Annotated in this window: 19 protein-coding genes, 2 tRNA genes and 1 other RNA gene; 20 read left to right on the forward strand and 2 right to left on the reverse strand. The window is 71.9% G+C overall.

Features of this window, described 5'->3' with window-relative positions:
* The first annotated feature begins 1 nt into the window (after position 1).
* From mraY to LPT13_RS05175, 13 genes are all read left to right on the forward strand, one after another.
* Positions 2–1042, forward strand: a complete 1041-nt coding sequence (gene mraY / locus LPT13_RS05115) for a phospho-N-acetylmuramoyl-pentapeptide-transferase (RefSeq protein ID WP_242164183.1) — start codon at positions 2–4, stop codon at positions 1040–1042.
* 15 nt (positions 1043–1057) lie between these two features.
* Entirely contained in the window at positions 1058–2572 is a 1515-nt protein-coding gene (murD, locus tag LPT13_RS05120; protein ID WP_242164185.1) for a UDP-N-acetylmuramoyl-L-alanine--D-glutamate ligase, read from the forward strand.
* A 1-nt stretch (position 2573) separates the two neighbouring features.
* Positions 2574–3806, forward strand: coding sequence for an FtsW/RodA/SpoVE family cell cycle protein (locus LPT13_RS05125; RefSeq protein ID WP_242164187.1), 1233 nt, complete (start codon positions 2574–2576; stop codon positions 3804–3806).
* A 4-nt stretch (positions 3807–3810) separates the two neighbouring features.
* Positions 3811–4923 carry an undecaprenyldiphospho-muramoylpentapeptide beta-N-acetylglucosaminyltransferase gene (murG, locus tag LPT13_RS05130; protein WP_242164189.1) on the forward strand — a complete coding sequence of 371 codons (1113 nt, stop codon included), beginning with the start codon at positions 3811–3813 and terminating at the stop codon, positions 4921–4923.
* Between the two features lie 37 nt (positions 4924–4960).
* Positions 4961–6364 carry a UDP-N-acetylmuramate--L-alanine ligase gene (gene murC / locus LPT13_RS05135; RefSeq protein WP_242164191.1) on the forward strand — a complete coding sequence of 468 codons (1404 nt, stop codon included), beginning with the start codon at positions 4961–4963 and terminating at the stop codon, positions 6362–6364.
* 7 nt (positions 6365–6371) lie between these two features.
* Positions 6372–7298 (forward strand): UDP-N-acetylmuramate dehydrogenase, encoded by a 927-nt coding sequence (gene murB / locus LPT13_RS05140; protein ID WP_242164194.1) that lies wholly within the window; start codon positions 6372–6374, stop codon positions 7296–7298.
* A gap of 184 nt (positions 7299–7482) precedes the next feature.
* The gene (locus LPT13_RS05145) at positions 7483–8316 is read left to right on the forward strand and encodes a cell division protein FtsQ/DivIB (RefSeq protein ID WP_242164196.1); all 834 of its coding nucleotides are present in this window, start codon (positions 7483–7485) and stop codon (positions 8314–8316) included.
* A 183-nt stretch (positions 8317–8499) separates the two neighbouring features.
* Positions 8500–9624: a cell division protein FtsZ gene (gene ftsZ / locus LPT13_RS05150; RefSeq protein WP_277926830.1), complete on the forward strand. Its 1125-nt coding sequence runs from the start codon at positions 8500–8502 to the stop codon at positions 9622–9624.
* Between the two features lie 20 nt (positions 9625–9644).
* Positions 9645–10463, forward strand: coding sequence for a purine nucleoside phosphorylase YfiH/LACC1 family protein (locus LPT13_RS05155; protein WP_242164289.1), 819 nt, complete (start codon positions 9645–9647; stop codon positions 10461–10463).
* Between the two features lie 4 nt (positions 10464–10467).
* Positions 10468–11157 carry a YggS family pyridoxal phosphate-dependent enzyme gene (locus LPT13_RS05160; RefSeq protein ID WP_242164199.1) on the forward strand — a complete coding sequence of 230 codons (690 nt, stop codon included), beginning with the start codon at positions 10468–10470 and terminating at the stop codon, positions 11155–11157.
* 111 nt (positions 11158–11268) lie between these two features.
* Positions 11269–12171, forward strand: coding sequence for a cell division protein SepF (locus LPT13_RS05165; RefSeq protein ID WP_242164202.1), 903 nt, complete (start codon positions 11269–11271; stop codon positions 12169–12171).
* Between the two features lie 45 nt (positions 12172–12216).
* Positions 12217–12471, forward strand: coding sequence for a YggT family protein (locus LPT13_RS05170; RefSeq protein ID WP_242164205.1), 255 nt, complete (start codon positions 12217–12219; stop codon positions 12469–12471).
* A gap of 85 nt (positions 12472–12556) precedes the next feature.
* Positions 12557–13393 (forward strand): DivIVA domain-containing protein, encoded by an 837-nt coding sequence (locus LPT13_RS05175; protein ID WP_242164208.1) that lies wholly within the window; start codon positions 12557–12559, stop codon positions 13391–13393.
* Between the two features lie 109 nt (positions 13394–13502).
* On the opposite strand, the gene rnpB is transcribed toward LPT13_RS05175, so the two are convergent.
* Positions 13503–13860: RNase P RNA component class A (gene rnpB / locus LPT13_RS05180), an RNA gene on the reverse strand.
* A 54-nt stretch (positions 13861–13914) separates the two neighbouring features.
* On the opposite strand from rnpB, the gene LPT13_RS05185 reads away from it, so the two are divergent.
* From LPT13_RS05185 to LPT13_RS05215, 7 genes are all read left to right on the forward strand, one after another.
* Positions 13915–14541 carry a thiamine diphosphokinase gene (locus tag LPT13_RS05185; RefSeq protein ID WP_242164210.1) on the forward strand — a complete coding sequence of 209 codons (627 nt, stop codon included), beginning with the start codon at positions 13915–13917 and terminating at the stop codon, positions 14539–14541.
* A 168-nt stretch (positions 14542–14709) separates the two neighbouring features.
* Entirely contained in the window at positions 14710–16065 is a 1356-nt protein-coding gene (gene thiC, locus LPT13_RS05190) for a phosphomethylpyrimidine synthase ThiC (RefSeq protein ID WP_242164212.1), read from the forward strand.
* An 80-nt stretch (positions 16066–16145) separates the two neighbouring features.
* Positions 16146–16814 (forward strand): thiamine phosphate synthase, encoded by a 669-nt coding sequence (gene thiE, locus LPT13_RS05195; protein WP_242164214.1) that lies wholly within the window; start codon positions 16146–16148, stop codon positions 16812–16814.
* Positions 16815–16849: 35 nt separating this feature from the next.
* A complete protein-coding gene (locus LPT13_RS05200; protein WP_242164217.1) occupies positions 16850–17455 on the forward strand; it encodes a cysteine hydrolase family protein in 606 nt (201 codons plus the stop codon).
* Between the two features lie 25 nt (positions 17456–17480).
* Positions 17481–18335, forward strand: coding sequence for a bifunctional hydroxymethylpyrimidine kinase/phosphomethylpyrimidine kinase (gene thiD, locus LPT13_RS05205; RefSeq protein ID WP_242164219.1), 855 nt, complete (start codon positions 17481–17483; stop codon positions 18333–18335).
* 133 nt (positions 18336–18468) lie between these two features.
* A tRNA-Gln gene (locus LPT13_RS05210) sits at positions 18469–18542 on the forward strand.
* Positions 18543–18601: 59 nt separating this feature from the next.
* Positions 18602–18678: transfer RNA gene (locus LPT13_RS05215), tRNA-Glu, on the forward strand.
* A gap of 67 nt (positions 18679–18745) precedes the next feature.
* On the opposite strand, the gene LPT13_RS05220 is transcribed toward LPT13_RS05215, so the two are convergent.
* Positions 18746–20143 (reverse strand): CCA tRNA nucleotidyltransferase, encoded by a 1398-nt coding sequence (locus tag LPT13_RS05220; RefSeq protein WP_242164221.1) that lies wholly within the window; start codon positions 20141–20143, stop codon positions 18746–18748.
* Positions 20144–20456 lie beyond the last annotated feature (313 nt).

The raw sequence follows: 20456 nt of genomic DNA on the forward strand, positions 1-20456 counted from the left end.
GATGTTCTCCATGTTCGCCGCATACCCCACGTTTTTGGTGTTCCTCGCCGTGGTGATATCCATGGTGGTCACCATGGCCCTCATGCCCGTGTGGATCCGCTTCCTCCGGTCGAGCCACATCGGCCAGCAGGTGCGCGCCGACGGGCCCCAGAGCCACCTGGTCAAGCAGGGCACGCCCACCATGGGCGGCGTCATCATGCTCGTGGCCGTCATCGCCTGCACGCTGCTCATCGGCGCCCCCACCCCCGAGATCTGGCTGCTTCTGGGCGCCACGGTGCTCACGGGGCTGCTCGGGCTCGTCGACGACGGCTCGAAGGTGGCCCACGAGCGCTCGCTCGGGCTCACCCCCAAGGCCAAGCTCGTCGGGCAGTTCGCCATCGCCACGGCCTTCGCCCTGGCCGCCGTCAACGTGCTCGGCGTCGAGCCCACGGTCACCATCCCCTTCGTCTACACCTTCGACCTGGGCATCCTCACCACGGTGGTGCCCGTCGCCGGCGGCATCGCCGTCCCGTGGCTCTACCTCCTGTTCGTGAACATCCTGCTCGTGGGCATGTGCAACGCCGTCAACCTCACCGACGGCCTGGACGGCCTGGCGGCGGGCTCGGTGATGATCGTCATGCTCGTCATGGCCGCCATCGCCTACCGCTCCGACGTGCTCCCCTCGGCCATCTTCGCGGCCACGCTCGCGGGCGCCTGCGTGGGCTTCCTCTGGTTCAACTCCTACCCGGCCGACATCTTCATGGGCGACACCGGCTCGCTGGCCCTGGGCATGGCCCTCGGCTGCCTGGCCGTGGTCACCAAGACCGAGTTCGTGTCGCTCATCATCGGCGGTTTGTTCGTGGCCGAGGCGCTCTCGGTCATGATCCAGGTGCTCTACTACAAGAAGACGAAGAAGCGCATCTTCCTCATGGCGCCCCTTCACCACCACTTCGAGAAGAAGGGCTGGTCGGAGACGAAGGTGGTCGTGCGCTTCTGGATCGTGTCCGGCGTCCTGGCGGCCCTCGGCTTCAGCCTCTACTTCGCCGGCTCGCTGGTCGGCTAGGGGAGGGACGGGCCCATGACGGGGGAGAAGCGACGTGAGATGCTGCCCGGCCGCAAGGCCGCGCCCGCGCGCCTCGGGCGCGTGCTGGTGCTGGGGCTCGGCAAGTCGGGCCGCGCGGCGGCCGACTACCTGATCCCGCTCATCGGCACCCGCGTGGACGCGCTCGCCGTGGCCGCCGGCGCGCCCAACGACGACGCGCTCGCCTGGGCCGAGGAGGCGCGGGCGCGCGGGGCCGTCGTCGCGTTCGACCACGAGGCCATCGAGGGCTCCTACGACCTGTGCGTCGCCAGCCCCGGCATCTCCGAGCGCTCCGCCTTCTACCGCAGCGCCGCCGCGGCGAGCGCCGAGGTGGTGAGCGAGGTCGAGCTCGCCTGGCGCGAGAGCGCCACCGACGCCCGCTGGGTGGCCGTGACGGGCACCAACGGCAAGACCACCACCACCTCCCTCATCGCGCACGTCCTGCGCGGGGCGGGGATGGACGCCGTGGCCGTCGGCAACATCGGCGACACCTGCATCGGCGCCGTGGGCGCCGGCGGCGCGGCGGTCTACGTGGCCGAGACGTCCTCCTACCAGCTGGCCTCCACCCGCGACTTCGCCCCCGACGTCGCCGTGGTGCTCAACATCACCCCCGACCACCTGGCGTGGCACGGCAGCCACGAGGCCTACGCGGCCGCCAAGTGGAAGGTGCTCGCCAACCTGGCCCGCACGCCGGGCGCCGTGGCCGTGCTCGACGCGGTCGACGACGCCGTGCGCGAGCGCGTCCGCGCCCTGCGCGCCCAGGGCCTTGCCGAGCGCGGCTTCGCCTACGTGCCCCTCGGCACAGCTCGCGGCCTGGGCTTCGACATGCGCGCGGCCTGCGGGTCGGACAACGCCGCCTTCGTCGCGCCCGACGGCACGCTCACCGTGGCCCTCGGCGCAGAGGAGCGGCGCCTGTGCCGCGTGGACGACCTCAAGGTGCGCGGCGACCACAACGTCGCCAACGCGCTCGCTGCCGCCTCCGCCGCGCTCGCCCTGGGCGCGCCGGCGGACGCCGTGGCCGCCCACCTGGCCTCCTTCGCCCCGCTCGAGCACCGCATCGAGCCCTGCGGGGCCGTGGCGGGCGTCGAGTGCTACAACGACTCCAAGGCCACCAACGTCGACGCCACCCTGGTGGCGCTCACCGCCTTCCCGGGCCGGCGCCTCACGGTGCTCCTCGGCGGCCGCGACAAGGGCACCGACCTGGCGCCGCTCGTGGCGGCGTGCCGGGACCGCGCCCGCGCCGTCGTCTGCTTCGGCGAGGCGCGCGAGCGCTTCCTGGACGCCTTCGGCGGCCCGTCCGCGCCCGAGGGGGCCGAGGGGCTCGCCGTCCTCGAGGCCGCCGGCATGGAGGCCGCCCTCGACGCGGCGCTCGCCGGCGCCGCGTCAGGCGACGTGGTGCTGCTCTCGCCGGCCTGCGCCTCCTTCGACGAGTTCTCCTGCTTCGAGGAGCGCGGCGACGTGTTCCGCTCGCTCGTGGCCGCGCGCGCCCGGAAGGCCGCGGAGGCGCGCTAGGATGGCCGTCGCGGGGAAGAGGGGGCCGTCGCCCGAGGTGGTCGGCCCGCGCGCGGTGCTCCTGCTCTGCGTGCTGTCGCTTCTGCTCATCGGGTTGGTGATGGTGTACTCGGCCGGGTCCATCGACGACGTGAAGGCGGGGCACTCCGTCGTGCGCAGCATCCAGTCCCAGGCGCTCTACGCCGGGGTGGGCGTCGTCTGCGCGGCGGTGGTGTGGCGGTTCATCCCCGTGAGCGCCTGGACGGGGCCCCTGGTGTGGGCCGTGTGGGGCGTCGCCGTCGTGATGCTCGGGCTCACGGCCGTCATCGGCACCGAGATCTACGGCGCCCGGCGCTGGCTCGGCATCACCGAGACCATCGGCATCCAGCCCTCGGAGTTCGCCAAGATCGCGCTTCTGCTCATGGCCGTGCGCATCCTGTGCCTCCTGCGGGAGGGCTCCCTCGAGCCGCGCGCGGCCGTCGTCCAGGCGATCGTCCTGGTCATGATGCCGCTCGGGTTCCTCTACGTCACCCAGTCCGACCTGGGCACGACCCTCATCTGCTTCGTCGGCATCTACGCCGTCATGTGGGTGGGCGGCGTGCCGGGGCGCCTCATGGGGGCCATCGCCGTGGCCGGCGTCGCCCTGGCGGCCTTCGCCGTGTTCGGCACGGGCTACCGCTCGGGGCGCATGGTCTACCTCGACCCCTGGAACGACGGCGAGGGCGGCTACGGCGACGGCTTCAACATCATCCGGTCCTACTACGCGCTCGCCGAGGGCGGGCTTCTCGGCGTGGGGCTCGGCAACTCGCGCGAGAAGTTCGGCTACCTGTTCGCGTCGGACAGCGACTTCATCTTCGCCATCATCGGCGAGGAGCTGGGGATGGTCGGCGCGCTCGTCGTCATCGGGCTGTTCGTGGCCTTCCTCGTCGCCGGCCTGCGCATCGCCCAGGGGGCCCCGGACGACCTGGGCCGCATGGTCGCCGGGGGCTGCACCATCATGCTGGTGGCCCAGGCGTTCCTCAACATCGGCTGCACCATCGGCGTGCTGCCCACCACGGGCAAGCCCCTGCCGTTCATCTCGTCGGGCGGCTCGTCCATCCTGGCCACCATGATAATGGTGGGCCTCATCCTGTCGGTCTCCCGGGCCCAGGACGCGCCCACTGTCTACGAGCAGCGCCGCGCCGACCTGCGCGTCGTGAGGGCCGAGCGCCCCGCGCCGCCCGAGCGCCCGTCGTCGCGCGCCCCAAGGAGGTAGCCCCATGCGCGTCATCCTCTCCGGCGGCGGCACCGCCGGCCACATCAACCCCGCCCTCGCCCTGGCCGAGGTGCTTGCCGAGCGCGGCCACGAGGTCTTCTTCGCCGGCACCCCCCACGGGGTGGAGTCCCGCCTCGTGCCCCAGGCCGGCCTGCCCTTCAAGGCCTTCGAGGCTGGCGGCTTCGACCGCAGCCACCCCTCCTCGCTCGTCAGCGGCGTGGCCAAGATCGCCCGGTCCACGCGCCAGGCCAAGCGCTGGTTCGCCGAGGTGCGCCCCGACGTGGTGGTCGGCTTCGGCGGCTACGTGTCCATCCCGGTGGCCCGCGCCGCCGAGTCCCTCGGCATCCCCGTGGTGGTCCACGAGCAGAACTCGGTCATGGGCATGGCCAACAAGTACCTGTCCAAGCGCGCCCAGACCGTCTGCGTCACCTACGGCTGCTCGGCCGACGCCGCGTCGTGCCCGGCCGTCTGCGTCACCGGCAACCCCGTGCGCCGCTCGGTCATCGAGTCGAGCCGCGAGGCGGGCCGCGCGATGCTCGGCATCCCCGACGACGCGCTCATGCTGCTCGTCTTCGGCGGCAGCCTCGGCGCGCGCCACATCAACGAGGGGATCGTGGGGATGCGAGACGAGCTGCTCGCCCGCGAGGACCTGCGCATCGTCCACATCACCGGCCCCAAGGAGCTCGACGCCGTCCGCGAGGCGCTCGCGCTCACGCCCGAGCAGGAGGAGCGCTGGCAGCTCATGGGCTATCAGGACCGGATGGGGGAGACCCTCGCCGCCGCCGACGTCATCATCTCGCGCGCCGGCGCCACCTCCCTCGCCGAGATATCGGCCCGCGCCATCCCGGCCCTGCTCGTGCCCTTCCCCCACGCCACCGAAGACCACCAGACCACCAACGCCCGGGCCTGGGTCGACGCCGGCTGCGCCCTCATGATGCCCGACGACGAGCTGGGAACCGAGGCCTTCCGCGACCAGGTGCGCCGCCTCCTCGACGACGGCGACCTGCGCGCGTCCATGGCCGCGGCCGCCCGTAGCCAAAAGACCGCCGACGCGGCCGCCAAATTGGCAGATGTTGTGATAGCGGCGGCGGCCCGCGGGGGCGCTGCGGTACAATAGCCGCTTGCCATACCATCACCTACGGAAGAGGGCGTCCATGGACTCACGGGACATCGCGTCTCTGCACTTCATCGGCATCGGCGGCGTCGGCATGAGCGGCATCGCGAGCGTCGCCCACGACCAGGGCATCGCCGTCACCGGCTCGGACCTGAAGGAGAGCCGCTACACCAAGCAGCTCGTCGCCCAGGGCATCCCCGTGGCCATCGGCCAGGACGCGGCCAACATCCCCGACGGCGACCCGGTCGTCGTGGTGTCCACCGCCATCCTCGCCAACAACCCCGAGCTCGTCGAGGCCCAGCGCCGCGGCCTGCGCATCGTGCACCGCGCCCAGATGCTCGCGCACCTCGGCCGCGACCTCAGGACGCTGGCCGTCGCCGGCACCCACGGCAAGACCACCACCTCGTCCATGCTCGCCTCCACCCTCGAGGCCATGGGGGCCGACCCGACGTTCCTCATCGGCGGCATCGTGCGCGCCTTCGGCACCAACGCGCACTCCGGGCGCGGCCCGTGGTACGTCGTGGAGGCCGACGAGAGCGACAAGTCCTTCACCTACCTGGCGCCCCAGGCTGTCATCGTCACCAACATCGAGGCCGACCACCTCGACCACTACGCCGACCTCGACGACATCTACGAGAACTTCCGCGCGTTCATCGCGTCGGTGCCCGACGACGGCGTGGCCGTGGTCTGCGGCGACGACGCGGCGCTGGCGGACCTGGCCCGCTCGACGGGCCGGCGCGTGGTCACCTACGGCTTCTCCGAGGGCTGCGACGCCCGCGTCACCGCCTTCGAGCCCCGCGGCGTGGGATCGGCCTTCACCCTGCGCCTGCCCGGCGGGCGCGAGGTGGCCGGGCAGGTCCGGCAGAACCCCGGCGCGCACAACGTGGCCAACGCCGCGGGCGTGCTCGCCCTCATCGACGCCCTCGGCATGGACGTCGACGACGCCGCCGCCAAGCTCGGCGAGTTCGCCGGCGTGCGCCGCCGCTTCGACCTGGTGGGCCAGGCCGCCGGCGTCACCGTGGTGGACGACTACGCCCACCATCCCACCGAGATAGCCGCCACCATCCGGGCCGCCAAGGCGCTCGACTTCAACCGCGTCCACGTGCTGTTCCAGCCCCACCGCTACTCCCGCGCGCCCCTGTTCACCGAGGTGCTGCGCGACGAGTTCGGCAGCGCCTTCGACGACGCCGACGACGTGGTGTTCATGGACGTGTACCCCGCCGGCGAGGCGCCGGTCCCGGGCGTCAACGGCAAGACCTTCCTCAACGTCGTGCTCGACCACCCCGGCCACCCCGACGCCGCCTTCGTGCCGCGCCGCGTGGACGTGGTGCCCGCGCTCGTCGACGCGGCGGGGGAGGGCGACCTGGTCATCACCATGGGCGCCGGCGACGTGACCGCCATCGGCCCCCAGCTCGTCGACGAGCTGCGCCGCCGCGAGGCGTAGGCGCCCCATGGCCGCCCGCCACGCCACGCCGCTCCAGGCGCTCCTCGTCGACGAGCGCTTCGACGGCGACATCTACCCCCACGAGCCCATGGCCCGCCACACCACCTACCGCATCGGCGGCCCGGCGCGCTTCTTCGTGCGCGTCGGGTCGGTGGGCGCGCTGACGCGCCTCATCGCGGTCTGCGAGGAGGAGGGCGTGCCCTGGGTCGCCGTCGGGCGCGGCTCCAACCTGCTCGTGGCCGACGAGGGCTACCCGGGCGTCGTCGTCTCCCTCGGGCGCGACTTCCGCACCCTGCGCGTCGACGAGGAGGCCGGCCGCTTCTACGCGGGCGCCGGCGTGATGCTGTCGGCCGTGGTGCAGGAGGCCTTCAGGCGCTCGCTGGCGGGCCTCGAGTTCGCCGTGGGCACCCCGGGCACCGTGGGCGGCGCCATCGCCATGAACGCGGGCTCCCGCGACGAGTGGATCGGCTCGCGCGTGGTGTCGGTGACCACGCTGGCTCCCGGCCGCGGCCTCGTGCGCCGCGCCGGCGACGAGGTGGCCTGGGGCTACCGCTCCTCGTCGCTGCCCGCCGACGAGGTGGTGGTGGAATGCGAGCTGGCCGCCGAGAAGGCCGATCCGTTCTACATCCGCGGCAAGATGGAGGCCAACCTCGCCAAGCGCAAGAAGACCCAGCCGATGAGCGAGCCGTCCTGCGGCAGCGTCTTCCGCAACCCCGAGGGCGGCTCGGCCGCGGCCCTCATCGAGGGGCTCGGCCTCAAGGGCGCTCAGGTCGGCGGCGCCCAGGTGTCGCAGGCCCACGCGAACTTCATCGTGAACACGGGCGAGGCCACGGCGCGCGACGTGCGCGACCTCATCGCGCTCATCCAGGGGAAGGTGGAGGAGGCCCATGGCGTCAAGCTCGCGCCGGAAGTCCGCTTCCTCGGGTTCGAGTAGGCCCGGGCAGGGCCCCCGCCGGGTGCCCATGCCCCGCTCCTCGGGCCGTCCCGCCGCCGCTCCCGCGCCCCGCGCCTCCGCCCCGTCGCGCCGCGCGCCCGCGCCCGCGTCACGCGGCCAGCGCCGGGGCGCCCCCGCGCCGCGCCCGGGGCGCGCGCCGGCGCCCCGCACCGCCCGCGGCGGCGTGTCGTCGGTGCGCATCGGCGACATGGACCGGGCCGACCGCGCCCGCCGCGCCCGCGAGGCCGCCCGCCGCTCGCTCATCCGCGTGGGCGTCGCGGTGGGCGTCGCCGCCGCGCTCCTCGTGGGCGCCGGCGCCCTGTACCTGTCGCCCGCCTTCACCATCGAGAAGGTGGACGTGGTGGGCGCCGAGCACCTGACCAGCCAGGACATGGCGGCCCTCGCCTCCATCCCCCAGGGCACGACCCTGCTCACCGTCGACACGGGCGCCATCGAGCGGTCCATCGACCGCGACGCGTGGGTGAGCGGCGTGACGGTCAACCGCGTCTTCCCCTCGACGCTCCAGATCGTCGTCACCGAGCGGGAGATCGCCGCGGTGGTGGAGGTGGCCGCCGACGACGCCGCCACCATCCAGCCCTGGGCCATCGCCTCGGACGGCATGTGGCTCATGCCCATCCCCGACCGCGACTCCGAGGTGGGCCAGGCCATCGCCCCGCAGATCTACGAGGACGCCGAGCGCGTCCTCCACATCAGCGGCGTGCCCTACGGCCTGGTGCCCGAGATCGGCTCCTACTGCACCGACGTCAACGTGAACAACGCGCTGGCCATCGTCGACGGCATGACCACCGATTTGGCCGACCAGGTGCGCAAGGTGTCGGCCACCGACGCCGAGTCCACCCTGCTCACGCTCGACAACGGCATCGAGATCGCCTTCGGCACGGCCGACGACATCCGCGAGAAGGAGCGCATCTGCCTCAAGATCATGGAGGAGAACCCGGGCAAGGTGGCCTACATCAACGTCCGCGTCGTCGACCGCCCCACCTGGCGCGCGGTCTGACGCGGTAGGGGATCCCCCGAACGCGCCCCGCAATCTGTCGAATTATTGTCCAATCAGGCCCTTTGCACCCGCTTCTCGTTGCATTCGGTGGGGCATCGTGTACAATTACCCCGCGTGTATCGCGCGCTCGCGCGCGCCTTTCGTGAACGCAGCAGAGAAAACGCAGCAGGTGTGGAGGAAACAATGCCAAACAACATAGGCTCGGATCACTTGGCGGTCATCAAGGTCGTCGGCGTCGGCGGCGGCGGCACGAACGCCGTGAACCGCATGGTCGAGGCGGGCGTCAAGGGCGTGGAATTCATCGCGGTCAACACCGACCGCCAGGCGCTCCTCATCTCGGACGCCGACAAGACCATCCACATCGGCGAGGAGCTCACCCGCGGGCTGGGCGCCGGCGCCAACCCCGAGGTGGGCTGCCAGGCGGCCGAGGAGAGCCGCAACGAGATCCGCGAGGCCCTGGCCGAGGCCGACATGGTCTTCGTCACGGCGGGCGAGGGCGGCGGCACCGGCACCGGCGCGGCCCCCATCATCGCCGAGATCGCGCGCGAGGAGATCGGCGCGCTCACCGTGGGCATCGTCACCAAGCCCTTTACCTTCGAGGGCCGGCTGCGCCGCAACCAGGCCGAGCAGGGCATCGACCTGCTCTCCCAGAAGGTCGACACCCTCATCATCATCCCCAACGACCGCCTGCTCGAGATCGTCGACAAGAAGACCTCCATGCTCGACGCCTTCCGCATCGCCGACGACACCCTGCGCCAGGGCATCCAGGGCGTGACCGACCTCATCACCATCCCCGGCCTCATCAACCTCGACTTCGCCGACATCCGCACCGTCATGAAGGACGCCGGCACGGCCATGATGGGCATCGGCCTGTCCACAGGCGAGAACCGCGCTCTCGACGCCGCCCAGCAGGCCACCAACTCGAGCCTGCTCGAGGCCTCCATCCAGGGCGCGTCCCGCGTGCTGTTCTCCATCGCCGGCGGCCCCGACCTCACGCTGACCGAGGTGTCGGAGGCGGCCCGCACGGTGGAGGCCTGCGCCGACGAGAACGCCAACATCATCTACGGCCAGATCATCGACGAGGATATGAAGGACGCCGTCCGCATCACGGTCATCGCCACGGGCTTCAAGATGGGCGCCTCCCAGTCCTCCATGGACTTCGCGCCGCTCAAGAAGGACCTGTTCGCCTCGACCGAGGCCCCGGCCCCGGCCCCGCAGCCCCAGCCGGTGACGTTCTCCACCTCCTCGGGCAACGGCCGCTTCGCCGACGAGGACTACATCCCCGACTTCCTGAAGCGCCAGCGCTAGGGGCATCGCCCGTGACGGCGATGGAGCTTCCCCTGCCGAGCCTCGCCGCGCGCGAGCCCGGCGGCATCCCCATACTCACCGACGACGCGCTCGCCCGCACCACGGGCGTGCGCGTCGCCTTTACGGGCCGCGCCGGGGGCGTGAGCGGGGGCGATTGCGCCACGCTCAACCTCGGCGGGCACGTGGGCGACGACCCCGCCGCCGTCGACGAGAACCGCCGGCGCCTGATGGCGGCCCTCGGCGCGGCCGACGTGCCGCTCGTCGTGCCGAGCCAGGTGCACGGCACCGAGCTCGTCGCCGTCGACGCGTCCGACCCCGCCGCGCTGGCCCGCGCCCGCGAGCAGGCGGCCGCCGGCGCCGACGGCATCCTCGTGGAGGCGCCCGGCGTGGCGGCGCTCCTGTGCTTCGCCGACTGCGCGCCGGTCGTCCTCGTGGCGCCGGACGGGCGCCTCGCCGTCGTCCACGCCGGCTGGCGCGGCTGCGTGGGCGGCATCGCCTCCAAGGCCGCGCGCGCCCTCGTCGCGGGGAGCGGCGGGGACGACGCCTCCCAGCTGAACGCCTACATCGGCCCGCACATCGGCTCGTGCTGCTTCGAGGTGGGGCCCGATGTGGCCGCCCGCTTCCGCGACGCCTTCGGCGACGGCTGCGTGAGCGCCGACGGCGCGCGCGTGTCGCTGCGCCGCGCGCTCGGGGCCGACCTCGCCGCGGCGGGCCTCGACCCGGCGCGCGTCTGCGCCGCGGGCGCGTGCACGCGGTGCCGCCCGGACGAGTACTTCTCCTACCGGGCCTCGGGGGGCGCCTGCGGGCGCCACGGGGCCCTCGCCTACCGAGGAGCGTGATCCCATGAGCATCCCCACCCGCTATCGCCGCGTCCTCGACGAGGTGGCCGCCGCCTGCGAGCAGTGCGGGCGCGACCCGTCCGAGGTGCGCGTCGTGGCCGTGTCCAAGACCGTCGGCGCCGACGGCGTCGCGGAGGCCCTCGCCGGCGGCGCGCGCGACTTCGGCGAGAACCGCCCCGACCAGATCACCGAGAAGGCGGCGGCGTTTCCCGAGGCCACGTGGCACTTCATCGGCAACATCCAGTCGCGGCGCATCCCCGACATCGTGGGGGCGGCCTCGCTCATCCACTCGCTCGGGTCGCTGCGCCACGGCCAGAGGATCGACGAGGCGGCGGCGCGCCTGGGCAAGGTCCAGGACGTGCTCGTGGAGGTGAACGTCTCGGGCGAGGAGTCGAAGGGCGGCGTCGCGCCCGACGAGGCGGGTGGGCTCGTGCGCGAGCTGGCGGCGCTGCCGCACGTGCGCGTGCGCGGCCTCATGACCATGGCGCCCCGCGGCGACGCGGCCGCCGACCGGGCCGCCTTCGAGGGCCTGGCGCGGCTCGCCGACGACATCCGCGCGACGCTCCCGCCCGATAAGGCTGACGCGTTCGATGAACTTTCTATGGGCATGAGCGAGGACTGGCCGGCCGCCGTTTCGGCGGGGGCTACCATAGTGCGGATAGGACGCGCCATCTTCAGCGACGACTTCGAGTAGCAGGCCGGCCCGCCGGGGCCGGATGACGGCAGGGCGCCCCGCGGCGCCCGCGATAAGGGACCTTGAGGCCCAGCCCCCGGCGGGGGAGGGGCCGCGAACCAGGAGGCCACCATGGATCTATCAGACGGCAAGCGCATGTTCGGCGACATCAAGTCGAAGCTCGGCTTCAAGGGGAAGGCCGACGCGCCCGCCTACGACGAGTACTACGACGACGGCTACGATGACTACGGCGACGGCTACGACGACTACGCCGACGACGGCTACGACTCCTCCTACGACGGGGGCGGCTCCTCGTCGCGCTACGACTCCTACGGCGGCTCGGTGACCACGCGCCGCTCGTCCGCGCGCTCGTCCTCGTCGAGCCTGCCGCGCCTCGTCTCCATCGACGACGTGCGCGCCAACACCCAGGTGCCCTCGAGCCTCACCCGCGACCCGCTGCCGGCGCGCCACGTGACGCGCGCCTCCTCGGCGTCGAGCTCCTACCGCTCCACCCGCACCATGGTCGACTCGTCGCTGCCGCCCGAGATGACCCCCGAGGGCACGGCCGCCACGGCCGCCGCCGCCTCGCGGCGCCACTCCGACGGCCTGGACTCGCTGTTCAGCTCCACCGCCGAGGAGCCCGGCCGCCTGTCGGTCGACGGCGGCCTGCACGCGCGTCCGTCGTCGTCGGCGTCCGGCGCCTCGGCCCGCGGCTCCTACGACCCCTACGACGCGCTGTCGGGCTCCACGGGCTCGAGCTACAGCGCCAAGCGCTCCGTCGTGGTGCTGCGCCCCGCCGACTACGGCGAGGCCGAGCAGGTCGCCCGCGCCCTCAAGGCCGGCGACGTGGCGGTGCTGTGCCTCGGCGCCACCCCCGACGCCCTGGCCAAGCGCATCCTCGACTTCTCCTTCGGCGTGGCCGCGGCCCTCGACGCCAGCGTGGAGTGCGTTGCCGACAAGACCTTCGCCATCACGCGCTTCAAGGAGCTGTCAGACTCCGAGCGCGTGGGGCTGCACGCCCAGGGGGTGCTCTAGGTGGCCCGGCTCGCCGGCGCGCTCGCCCGGCGCTAGGGAGGCCCCATGCTCACCTACCTCATCGTGCGCCTCGCCGACGCCTATTCCATGATCATCTTCGTCTACGTCATGATGTCGTGGCTGCCCACCAGCCGCGGCGTCGTCGCCGACATCTACCAGGTGCTCGGCAAGCTGTGCGACCCCTACCTGAACCTGTTCAAGAAGCTCATTCCGCCGATTGGAGGAATGGTGGACGTGACCCCCATCGTCGCGCTGCTTGTATTACAATTCGGAGTACGTTTACTGGTGGCCATATTCTAGTGTGAAACAATAGGGCGGATCAGGCGCTTTGCCCGGCCCGTGTCGGGCGCCCGCCCCTGTTTAAGGACGTGCGAAGGGAACGACCATGGCAATTACCGCTGAAGACATCCACAACCAGAGCTTCTCCATCGACCGGAAGGGCTACGATGTTGACGAGGTCGACGTCTTCCTGGAGCACGTCGCCGACGAGATCGACGACCTCAACGACCAGATCGCGCACCTCGAGCGCGCGCTCTCCGACGCCAAGTTCGAGGGCTTCGACGCGCCGGCCGCCGCCACCGCCATCATCGCCGCCGAGGAGGCCGTGCCCTCCCCGCAGGTCGCCGAGCTCGAGGCCGCCCTCATCACCAAGGACACCCGCATCGCCGAGCTCGAGCGCCAGCTCGAGGACAAGCGCGCCGACGACAACGCCATCGCCCAGGCCCTCATCATCGCCCAGCGCTCGGCCGACGAGATCCTCGTCAAGGCCAACGCCCAGGCCACCGAGACCATCCAGGACGCCCGCGACGAGGCCCAGCGCATCGTCGACCGCGCCAACGACGACCGCCAGGACGTGATCGACGCCATCCGCAAGCTCCAGGACGACCGCGAGGACGCCCGCGAGGAGTACTCCGACCTGCTGCGCGACATCATCGCCGACGCCTCCCGCAAGCTGGCGAGCATCGGCGGCGACCTGGCCATGCCGGCCTCCGCGTCGGCCTCCCGCGCCGCGAGCCCCGTGGTGCAGCCCGAGGTCGTCTCTGCCGAGGTGACCTCCGAGTTCGAGATCGACGAGTTCGTCGCCTCGCCGATGGACTACACCACCCCCCAGGCCTCCGAAACCGTCGTGGCCGCCGCCACCCCCGTGGCGAGCGCCTACGAGAAGGACCTCTCCGGCTTCGGCGACGCCGACGACTCCTTCGAGTTCGAGGAGATCGACTAGCCCGCCGCGCCGCCGCCGACGCGACGGCGACCCCCCCCTGACGCTGAGAGGCCCCCAGGTACCTGGGGGCCTCTTGCTGTCCTTATCGGCAAGGTGGGTTTCTCTTGCAGGGGCGAGCGGGTCGGTAAGCCGGGTTCTGTCGTTGGACGGCCATTTATCTCGAGCGCCTGTCGCCAGGCGCCTCTAGCACGCAACCCGAGCGCACGGCGGGCCACCGTATGGCGCTCCTATTTGCGCTTGCTCCAGATGGGGTTTGCCAAGCCGCGCCGTTGCCGGCGCGCTGGTGCGCTCTTACCGCACCGTTTCAGCTTTTCTCCCGTTCGGGCGGCCGGGCCGTTCCTCGCGGGGGAGTCTTCTTTTCTGTGGCACTTTCCGTCGGGTCGCCCCGCCCAGCCGTTAGCTGGCATCTTGCCCTGCGGAGCCCGGACTTTCCTCGCGCCGAAGCACGCGACCGCCTGGCCCGCTCGCCTGTGGTATTCTAGCAAATCGCACGGCCGGATCAAGGAGGAAGGAGGCGCGCCATGGCAACCTGCGCGCTGGTGGGCGCATCGGAGTTCAACGCCCCGCGGTTTCTCGAGATGCACGCCGAGGGCGCCTTCGACTACGTGATCGCCGTGGACGGCGGCCTCGCGCACCTTGAGGAGGCGGGCGTGCGGGCCGACCTGGCCATCGGCGACTTCGACTCCCTCGGCTACGTGCCCCGCGGCCTGCGCGTGGCGCGCTTCCCCGTCGACAAGGACAAGAGCGACATGGAGCTCGCGCTCGACCGGGCGCTCTCCCAGTGCTACGGCGAGGCCTACGTCTTCGGCGCCCTCGGCGGGCGCCTCGACCACACGCTGGCCAACCTCCAGCTCCTCGCCTCGTTCTCGGAGCGGGGCCTGTACGTGACCGCCGTCGGCCTCGACCAGGCCGTCGCCTTCGTCACCGGGCCGGACGTCTTCGAGCTGCCGGCCGCCGAGGAGGGCACCGTGTCGGTCTTCGCCATGAACGACGCGTGCACGGGCGTCTTCGAGCGGGGCCTGCGCTGGTCCCTCGACGACTTCACGATGACCAACCGCACCTCGCGGGGGCTGTCCAACGAGCTGCAGGGCGAGGCCGTCGTCATCGGCGTCGAGGAGGGCACGCTCGCCGTCTTCCTGCCCGCCTAGGGCCGCTTCCCGCATCGGGCCGGCCGCGCGCCGGCGCCGGTGCTAGAATCATCCCGTCACAACCTCATAGCCGGGGAGCTTGCGATCACGCGGCAGGCTGAGAGGGGGCGCGCCGACGCCCCGACCCGCGAACCTGACATGGGTAATGCCAACGAAGGGAGTCCGCTCATGACGCACGTCGCGTCGGCGCCGCACGAGGCGCCCCTCACCCAGATCGACCACGCCCGCGCCGGGCGCGTCACGCCCCAGATGGCCGCCGTGGCCGCCGCCGAGGGGCGCGACGCCGAGGCCATCCGCGCCGCCGTGGCCTGCGGCCGCATCGCCATCCCGGCCAACGTCCGCCACGGCTCCCTCGCGCCGGCTGGCGTGGGGTCGACCCTCGACGGCGTGCCGCTGTCCACCAAGGTGAACGTCAACCTCGGCATCTCGGGCGACCTGTCCGACGAGGCCGCGGAATGGGAGAAGGTGGCCGTGGCGCTCGAGCTGGGGGCCGACGCCATAATGGACCTGTCGAACTCCGGCAAGACCGCCGCCTTCCGCCGCGAGCTCATCCGGCGCTCGCCGGCCATGATCGGCACCGTGCCGATGTACGACGCCATCGGGTACCTGGAGAAGGCGCTCGTCGCCATCACGCCCGAGGACTTCCTGCGCGTCGTGCGGGCCCATGCCGAGGACGGCGTGGACTTCGTCACCATCCACGCGGGCATGAACCGCCGGGTCATCGAGTCGTTCAAGGAGACGGGGCGCCTCGCCAACATCGTGTCGCGCGGCGGCTCGCTCATCTTCGCCTGGATGGAGGCCACGGGCCGCGAGAACCCCTTCTACGAGTACTACGACGAGGTGCTCGCCATCCTCCACGAGTTCGACGTGACCATCTCGCTCGGCGACGCCATGCGCCCCGGGTCCGGCTACGACGCCACCGACGCGGCCCAGGTCGCCGAGCTGGTGGAGCTGGGGAAGCTGACGAAGCGGGCGTGGGACGCCGGCGTGCAGGTGATGGTGGAGGGCCCGGGGCACATGGCCCTCGACGAGATCGCCGCCAACATGAGGCTGGAGAAGCGCCTGTGCCACGGCGCCCCCTTCTACGTGCTTGGGCCCCTCGTGACCGACATCGCGCCGGGCTACGACCACATCACCGCGGCCATCGGCGGCGCCGTCGCCGCCAGCGCGGGCGCCGACTTCCTGTGCTACGTGACGCCCGCCGAGCATTTGCGCCTGCCCGACGCGAGCGACGTGCGCGAGGGGCTCGTGGCCACGAAGATAGCCGCCCACGCCGCCGACATCGCCAAGGGCGTGCCCGGCGCGCGCGACCGCGACGACCGCATGAGCGACGCGCGGCGCCGCGTGGCCTGGGACGAGATGTTCGACCTGGCGCTCGACCCGGCCCGCGCCCGCGCCGTCTTCGAGAGCGCGCCGCCGTCCAACGAGGGCACGTGCACCATGTGCGGGAAGATGTGCGCCCTGCGCACCGTCAACGCCATCATGGACGGCCTGGCCGTCGACCTGGACGCCGACCAGCGATAGGGAAGGGCGCCGGGGGCGGCGAGGGGGCGATCGGAGCCTCCCGGCGCAGCCCCGGCGCGGACGAGCAGAGAGGAGCCGCCATGCCGGCAGCAACGAGGGGCGCCTGGTCGCCCGAGGACATCCGGGGCGCGATGCGCCTCTACGCCGTCACCGACGACGCGTGGCTGGGGGGCCGCACCCTCACCGCGTGCGTGCGCGAGGCGCTCGAGGGCGGCGCCACCTGCGTGCAGCTGCGTCAGAAGGGCGCCCCGACCGCCGAGGTGGCCCTCAGGGCGCGGGCGCTTCTGCCCCTGTGCCGCGAGTTCGGCGTGCCGCTGCTCGTCGACGACGACGTGGAGGCCGCCCGGGTTGCCGGCGCCGACGGCGTGCACGTGGGCCAGTCCGACGTGGCCTGCGCCGCGGCGCGGGCGGCGCTGGGGGCCGACGCCGTCATCGGCGTGTCCGTCCAGACGGTCGCCCAGGCCCGCGCCGCCGAGGCGGCCGGCGCCGACTACCTGGGCGTGGGCGCCGTCGTCGACACCTCCACCAAGCCCGAGGCCTGGGTGGTTCCCCCCGCGGAGTTCCGCGCCATCGCGGCGGCCGTGGACATCCCCGTGGTGGCCATCGGCGGCCTCAACGCGGACACGATGCCGCTTCTGGCCGACTACGCCGTGGACGGCGCCGCCGTGGTGTCGGCCATCTTCGCCGCCGACGACATCGCGGACGCCACGCGCGAGCTGTCCCGTATCATGGGGGAGACCCTCGGCTAGCCGCCGCGGGCGCCCCGAACCCAAGGAGGATTTCCATGCTGGGAGACGAGAACAACAACGACCAAGTCGACCTTGACGCCGTGGATCCGGCGACGTGCGCGCTGCTCGTCATCGACGAGCTGGGCGATCCGACCGGTGGCCCGCTCGAGGACGTGCTGCTGCCCGCCATCCTGCAGACCGCGCGCCTGACCGAGGCGGCCCGCGCCGTCGGCATGCCCGTCATCTTCACCAACGACGCCCACATCCCCGGCCTCGACCGCGAGCTGGAGCTGTGGGGCACCCACGGCATCGCCGGCAGCCCCGACGCCCAGACGTCCCCGCAGCTGGGGCTCGCCGAGGGCGACTTCGTGGTCGAGAAGCGCCGCTACAGCGGGTTCTTCCAGACCGGGCTGCGCCTGCTCCTCGACGAGCTGGGGGTGACCACCCTCATCTGCTGCGGCATGGACACCAACATCTGCGTGCGCCACACCGTGGCCGACGCCTACTTCAACAACCTGGCCACCATCGTGGTGTCCGACGCCACGGCCACGTTCCTCGTGGGCGACCAGGCCTCGGGCCTCGACTACATGCGCACGTGCTACGCCTCGAAGGTGGTCGACGCCGACGAGGCGCTCGCGCTCATCGAGTCGGCGCGGGCCTAGGGTCGCGCGGCGGGAAGGCGAGGTCATGGAGGCAGTGCTCACCATAGCCGGCTCGGACTCCAGCGGCGGGGCCGGCATCCAGGCGGACGTGAAGACCATCGAGGCGATGGGCCTGTTCGCGGAATGCGCCGTCACGGCGCTCACGGCCCAGAACACCCTCGGCGTCCACGGCGTGCTCGACGTGGACCCGGCCTTCGTCGAGCAGCAGATCGACGTCGTGTTCGACGACATCCGCCCCGACGCCGTGAAGGTGGGGATGGTGTCGTCGCCGGCCATCGTGGAGGCCATCTCGCGGGCGCTCGTCCGCAACGGGGCGCGCCACGTGGTGGTGGATCCCGTCATGGTGGCCACGAGCGGCTCGGCCCTCATCGAGGGGGGCGCCGTCGACGCGCTCGTGCGCCTGCTGTTCCCGCTGGCCGAGGTCATCACCCCCAACCTGCCCGAGGCCGAGGCCCTCTCGGGCATCGCCATCGCCGATGAGGCCGACGCCGAGCGCGCGGCCCGGGCCATCGCCGAGCGCTGCCGGGTGGCCGCCGAGGCGTTCCCCGGCGGGGCGCCCGGGCCCGCGCCGGCCGTGCTCGTGAAGGGCGGCCACGGCCTGGGCGGCCCGCGTGCCGCCGACGACCTCCTGCTCGCCTGCGACGGCCGCGCCACGTGGCTGCGCGGCGCGCGCGTCGACAACCCCAACGCCCACGGCACCGGCTGCACGCTGTCGTCGGCCATCGCCGTCAACCTCGCCCGCGGCCTCGGCGTCGAGCGGGCCGTGCGCGGGGCGAAGGGCTATGTGACCGGCGCTTTGGAGGCGGGCCTCGACCTCGGGCGGGGCAGCGGGCCCCTCGACCACATGTGGGCCTACCGCCCCACCCTCATCCAGGCCTGAGGGTGCGGGGCGGCACTGCCCGCTGGCGCGATTTTTCAGCGAATGCGAAAAAACGCTTGACGGGCAGGAGGGCATTCCCTAATATATCCACTTGCGCTTGCGCATGAGCTTGCCAGGTGCAGAGGAATGTCGTTGGGGTGTCGTCTAATGGCAGGACAGCGGTTTCTGGTGCCGTATGTGAGGGTTCGACTCCTTCCACCCCAGCCACTAAAATTCCTCTGGACAAGTCGGGCGGTTCGTGTATACTAGCAAGGCGCTGCAAACGTGGCTCCGTCGTCTAGCGGTTTAGGACGCCGCCCTCTCAAGGCGGAGGTCGCCGGTTCGAATCCGGTCGGAGCTACCAAGAACCTTCAGGGCCGCCCCTCGGGGCGGCCCTTTTGCGTTGCGCGGAGGCTGCGAGCGGGGGAGGGCTACTGCCCGGCCAGCCACGCCGCCAGGAACGCCCGCAGCGCCTCGGCCTCGTTGGGCACGCGCTCGTCGGTGACGGCGTCGAGGGCCGCGTGGAGCGCCGCCCCCACCGTCGGCCCCGGCTCGACGCCGAGTGCCAGCACGTCGCGGCCGCCGACGGCTAGCTGCGCCAGGGTGAAGGCCTCGTCGGCGGCGAGCACCTCGTCCAGCACGCGCTCCAGCTCGTCGGCCAGCTCGGCTCGTGGCGCGCACCGGGGTGCCTGGGCCAGGGCGTCGGCGCGCTTGAGGGCGCACAGCATGCGGAAGAGCGCCGGGTCGCCGCCCAGCCGCCCGAGCATCCTCTTCACCGAACGCGGCGTGGCCTCCACCACGTCATCGTGGCGCCGCACCAGCGCGAGCACCTCCTCGCGCAGCGCTCCAGGCGCCTTCAGGCGCTCGAGGATCCCGCGGGCCAGCTCAACGCTCACGGCGGCGTGGCCGTAGAAGTGTCCTACGCCGTCGGGGCCGGTGAAGGCGGCGGCCGGCTTGCCCATGTCGTGGCAGAGCGCGGCCCAGCGCAGGGCCGGCTCGGCCGGCACGCGCTGAACGACCCAGGCGGTGTGCTCGAGCACGTCATATATATGGTAGGGGGTCGCCTGGGGGAAGCCCCGCATGGCCGCGAGCTCCGGCAGCGCGAAGGAGAGCACGTCGACGCAGCCCAGGAGCGCCTCGCGCGCATGCGCGCCGCAGAGCAGGCCGTCCAGCTCGGCGCGGATGCGCTCGACGGAGACGCGGGCGAGCAGGCTCTTCTGCGATACCGCGGCCGCCCACGTCTCCTCCTCCAGGACGAATCCCAGCTGGGAGACGAAGCGGCATCCCCGCAGGATGCGCAGCGCGTCCTCCTCGAAGCGCTTGCGAGGATCGCCCACGGTGCGCAGAACGCCCGCCCCCAGGTCCGCCAGGCCTCCGAAGGGGTCGAGCAGCCCGCGCTGGGGGTGGTAGGCCAGCGCGTTCACCGTGTAGTCCCGCCGCGCCAGATCCTCCTCGATGCTCGTCGAGAAGGACACCGCATCCGGATGGCGCCCGTCGCCGTAGGGGCCGTCCACGCGATAGGTGGTCACCTCGAGGGGCTCGCCGCCGGCCACCACCGTGAGGGTGCCGTGGGCCACGCCCGTCTCGTGGGTGCGCAGCCCTGCCGCGGCGAACAGGGACTGGGCCTCCTGCCAGCGTGCGTCCGTGGCGACGTCGACATCGTGGAGGGGACGGCCCAGCAGGGCGTCGCGCACGAAGCCGCCCACGCACCAGGCCTCGAAGCCGCCCTCCTCGAGCACCTCCAGCACCGTGAGGGCCGAGGGCGGAAGCGCGGCCTCCAGCAGGGCGAGGCGCTCCGGCGTGCTCAGGTCGAGGGGGCGTGGCGGCATGGCATTCCCTTTCTCTTTATAGGCTGGGATCAGCATACGCCAAGTTTTTCGAAAAAAGTCAAAATACCCCCTTGCGCTTTTTCGCGAGGGAGGTAATATACACAAGCTGTCTTTTTCGGGAGAGGGAGACGGTGGCGACCTCCGGGAAGTGCCGACAACGACTTCAAAGAAATTTGAAAAAAGTTGTTGACACGAAGGAGCAAGCCGAGTAAAGTATCTCCTTGCGCCGCACGCGAGAGCGGCGAGCGCGGAACCTTGAGAACCGGATACTGTGGATGAATTTCGAGATGGATCGAATAGTGTCAGACGGACA

Origin of the sequence: Adlercreutzia faecimuris (assembly GCF_022669055.1) — a bacterium.
Lineage (GTDB): Bacteria > Actinomycetota > Coriobacteriia > Coriobacteriales > Eggerthellaceae > Enterorhabdus > Enterorhabdus faecimuris.